The organism is Actinophytocola sp. (assembly GCF_036402745.1).
In the GTDB taxonomy this organism is placed as follows: domain Bacteria; phylum Actinomycetota; class Actinomycetes; order Mycobacteriales; family Pseudonocardiaceae; genus Actinophytocola.
The window spans coordinates 1-4,062 of the sequence record NZ_DASWSJ010000401.1 but is presented as its reverse complement, the minus strand read 5'-3'; the positions used below and the strand labels follow the sequence as shown (position 1 = coordinate 4,062).

3 protein-coding genes are annotated in these 4,062 nt (G+C 70.9%); all 3 read right to left on the bottom strand.

Annotated elements, in window-relative coordinates; translation table 11 throughout:
• Window positions 1-61 precede the first annotated feature (61 nt).
• Entirely contained in the window at window positions 62-1,078 is a 1,017-nt protein-coding gene (locus VGD70_RS35465; protein ID WP_331089295.1) for a DUF3047 domain-containing protein, read from the bottom strand.
• 3 nt (window positions 1,079-1,081) lie between these two features.
• Window positions 1,082-3,004 (bottom strand): NAD(P)/FAD-dependent oxidoreductase, encoded by a 1,923-nt coding sequence (locus tag VGD70_RS35460; protein ID WP_331089293.1) that lies wholly within the window; start codon window positions 3,002-3,004, stop codon window positions 1,082-1,084.
• 29 nt (window positions 3,005-3,033) lie between these two features.
• Window positions 3,034-4,062 (bottom strand): fatty acid--CoA ligase family protein (locus VGD70_RS35455; RefSeq protein ID WP_331089291.1); only part of this gene is annotated, 1,029 nt, incomplete at its 5' end.

Genomic DNA, 4,062 nt, shown 5'->3' with positions numbered 1-4,062 from the left:
CGGGCGACCGCGCGGAACTCTTCGTGCTCGGGCTCGTAGAAAGGCATGCACATGCTCCTGTTCACAGGACCTGGACGACGCCGTCGTCGTCGATCAGCCGGATGTCGCGGAAGGTGCCCCGCGTGAGCGACCGGCTGAAATGGCTCACCGCGATCAGCCAGATGCCGACGATCCGCTCCGGCGGCGGCCCCACGAAGCGGGCGACGTCGTCCCAGACGGTGCGCGATTCCGTGTGCCAGGTCCCGAGCCCCTCGCGGCCCGAGCGGACGGGGACGTGCGTCTCGCGGTCCCGCCAGGTGGGCGCAGGGCAGGGGAACCCGGCGTCCGGGGGCAGCTCGGTGCTCCAGAACCAGGTGAGGTCGCGGCCGTCGCCGAGCTCGATCGCAATGCTCAGGTAGTCGTGCGACCAGAGGTGGTCCTCGCGCGGCGTCGACGGCAGCGCGTCGACCCGCCACGACCACTCCAACCGTGTCTGCCGGCTCAGCGGCCGGCGCACCGGGGTGGTGAGGATGCCGATGTCGTCGTCGCAGAGCACCTCGATCGCCGGCGCGCCGTCGACCGAGCTCCCGCGGAAGATGTCGCTCGGACCGAAGTCGAGCAGGTGCGTCCACCCGGGCGGGTGGACCACCGGGGCGCGGAGCCGCTGCAGCTCGGCGCGGGCGAGCGCCGGATCGACGTCGACCACCGTGTGCAGGCCGTCCTCGGCGCGCGCCCCGGCCGGCCACCGGATGACGGTGACGTCCAGTCCGCCCGAACCCTTGGTGTAGGGCGCGGCACCGGTGGCCAGCCGGCCGTAGGCGTCGGCCCACGCCCCGCGGTAGATGCACACCTCGAGCTCGCCGTCCCGGTCCGCGACCACGGTGGTCGTGTCCTGGGTGCAGCCGAAGGCGCGCCCGCCGCGGACCCGACCCCACAGGTGGTACTTGGCGCCCGCGCCGACGTCGCCCCGGTCGGACCACCGGATGAACCCGCGGCCCAGCAGGGAGACCTCGTCACCGGCCGACACGGTCAGGCCGGTCGGGGTCCACGGGAGCCGGTCGGCGGGCAGGGAGAGGTGGGCGACCTGCGGGCGGTCCACAGGTCAGCGCGCGGGCTCGAGGACGTACTCGTCCAGGTGCGGACGGCGGGTCATGTGCCAGTAGTCGACGACCCGCCACGGCATGTTGGTGACCACCCGGCCCGCGGCGTTGCGGTAGTAGGTCTCCATGCCGGGGTGGGTCCAGACCATCTGCTCGTGGGCGGCGTCGAGCCGGCGGTTGTACTCGTCGTGGACCTCCGGCCGGCACTCGACGGAGCCCGCGCCGGCATCGATGACCGAGCTCAGCAGGTCGGCGATGTACCGCACCTGGCACTCGCCGATGAAGATGTAGCTGCCGCCGACGGGGTTGGTGTTCGGGCCGTAGGTGAAGAAGAGGTTCGGGAACCCGGGCATCGACACACCCAGGTGCGCCGTTGCGTCGTCGTCGCCCCACAGCTCGCGCAGTGACTGCCCGCCACGGCCGAGGATCTCCATCGGGAACAGCAGCTTCTGCGCCTCGAACCCGGTGCTGAGGATGACGACGTCGGCCTCGTACTCGCCGCCGGACGCCGTCTGCACCCCGGTCTCGGTGAAGCCGGTGACCCCATCGGTGACCAGCTCGACGTGCGGCTGGGTGAGCGCGGTGAACCAGCCGGCGTCCAGCAGGATCCGCTTGCCGTACGGGGGATAGGTCGGCAGGCACTTCTCCTGCAGGTCCTCGCGGCCCTCGAGGTGGGTGGTCAGGTACCGGGTGAAGAACTTCCGGTAGGCCTCGTTGATCGCGTTGAGCGAGCGCTCAGGGTGCGGCCAGTCGGGGTCCTTCTGCAGCGCCGGGTGGTGCTTGTCGTTGAACGTCCACGCGCCGCGGAACCGGTACCAGCGCTGGTAGAAGGGGACGTTCTCCAGAAGCCAGTGGATCCCGCCGGGCACCCGTCGCGTGTAGTTGGTGCTGGGCACCACCCACTGCGGGGAGCGCTGGAAGATGGTCAGTCCGGCGACGTCGTCCACGATCGTCGGCACGATCTGCATCGCGCTGGCGCCGGTGCCCACCATCGCCACCCGCTTGCCGGTGAGGTCGACACCCTCGGGCCACTCGGCGGAGTGGAACAACGGGCCGCGGAAGTCGCCCATGCCGGGCAGGTTCGGCAGCTTGGGCCGGCTGAGCAGGCCGACCGCGGTGATCACGGCCCGGGCGGTGAGCTCGTAGCTGCCCTCCGCGGTGCGCACGGTCGCCGTCCACTGCTGGGCGTCCTCGTCGTAGGCGAGGCGCTCGACCTCCTGGCCGAAGCGGATGGAGCGGAGCAGGTCGAAGTGCTCGGCGGCGTGGCGCAGGTACTGCGCCATCTCGTCCCGCTTGCCGAAGTAGGTCGACCAGCTGTGCGGGAAGAACGAGTACGAGTAGAGGTGGCTCGGGGTGTCGGTGCCGGCGCCGGGGTAACGGTTCTCCAGCCAGGTGCCGCCCACGTCGGAGTTCTTCTCGACGACGACGAACGGGACGCCGCGCTCCTCGAGCTCCTTGGCCGCGGCCAACCCGGAGACCCCGGCGCCGATCACGAGGACCGGCCAGGTCGTGGCCTTCTCCGGAGACGGCGCCGCAGCCCGCTCGCGGGGGACGAAGCCCATCTCGCGCAGCATCATCGTGGCGTACTCCGCCGGCACCGGCTCGCCCATGCAGACAGTCATCATCGTCTGCAGCAGGTCCTCGTCGGGCGAGTCGACGGCGACCGGCTTGCCGCCCGACCAGTCGGTGATGGCCTCGACCGCGGCCGCCCGGATCTCGGCCTGGATCTCCTCCGGCAACCCCGCGTCGTCGTTCTCGGCGAGCCCGGGCGTGCGCAGTGGCCGGTAGGGATCCTGCAGCCAGCGCTCCTCACCGGTCAGGTGGAACAGCACCATGAGGAGCGTGGGCAGGTTGGCGGCCGCCACGGCGCCGGTCAGCGTCGGCTGGTCCAGCTCTCCGGTCGGGGCGGTCGGCTCGCGCAGCATGAGTTCGGATCTCCGATCGGACGGTGTGATCAGGCCGGGCCGACGACGCTCTCGGTGGCCTGCGCGGCCAGCCGGTGGCGCTCGAGCTTGCCGGTGCTGGTCATGGGAAAGGTGTCGACGAACTCGACGTAGCGGGGCACCTTGTAGTCGGCGAGCACCCGCTTGCACTCGGCCAGCAGCTCGTCAGCTGCCGGCGCCGCGCCGTCGGTGGCCTGGACGAAGGCGTAGCCGACCTCGCCGAGCCGCTCGTGGGGGACGCCGACGACGACGGCCTGGCGCACGCCGGGCAGCGCCTCGAGCTGCTTCTCGATCTCGGCCGGGTAGGCGTTGGTGCCGCCGACGATGAACATGTCCTTGAGCCGGCCGACGATCTTCAGGTAGCCGCGATCGTCGAAGACGCCGAGGTCGCCGGTCTTGAACCAGCCGTCCTCGGTGATGGCTGCCGCGGTGGCCTCGGGGGCGTGGTAGTAGCCCTGGGTCACGATGTGCCCGCGTACCCGCACCTCGCCGGTCTGGCCGGTGGGCCGCTGCTCTCCGGTCTCCGGGTCGAACACGGCGACCTCGAACTGGCCGACCGGCAGGCCCTTGTTCTCGCAGACCAGTTCGATCGGGTCCTCGAACTTCGACATCACCGTCGTCGAGGTGGTCTCGGTCATGCCGTAGACGGCGATCAGGGCATCGAGCTGCAGCACCTCCTTGGCCCGCGCCGCCACCGACGGCGTGACGCTGGCCCCGCCGATCCAGGCGCTCTTCAGGCAGGAGGTGTCGCGGGGGATCCGCGTGAGGGAGTCCGCGAGGTCGATGAAGTGCGTGGGGATGCCGCCGAAGATGGTGACCCGCTCCGTCTCGATGACCGCGGCCGCGGCATCGGGCTCCCAGTGGGCGAGCGAGTAGTAGGTGCAGCCGTGCAGCAGCGCCGGCACGAAGGCCGTGCAGAACCCGGCGATGTGGTACAGCGGCATGTGGCCGAGGATCCGGTCGCCGTCCTCGATGTGCATCTCACGGGCGATGTTGCGGCAGTTGCGGACCAGCACGTGCGAGTGCATGGCGCCCTTGGG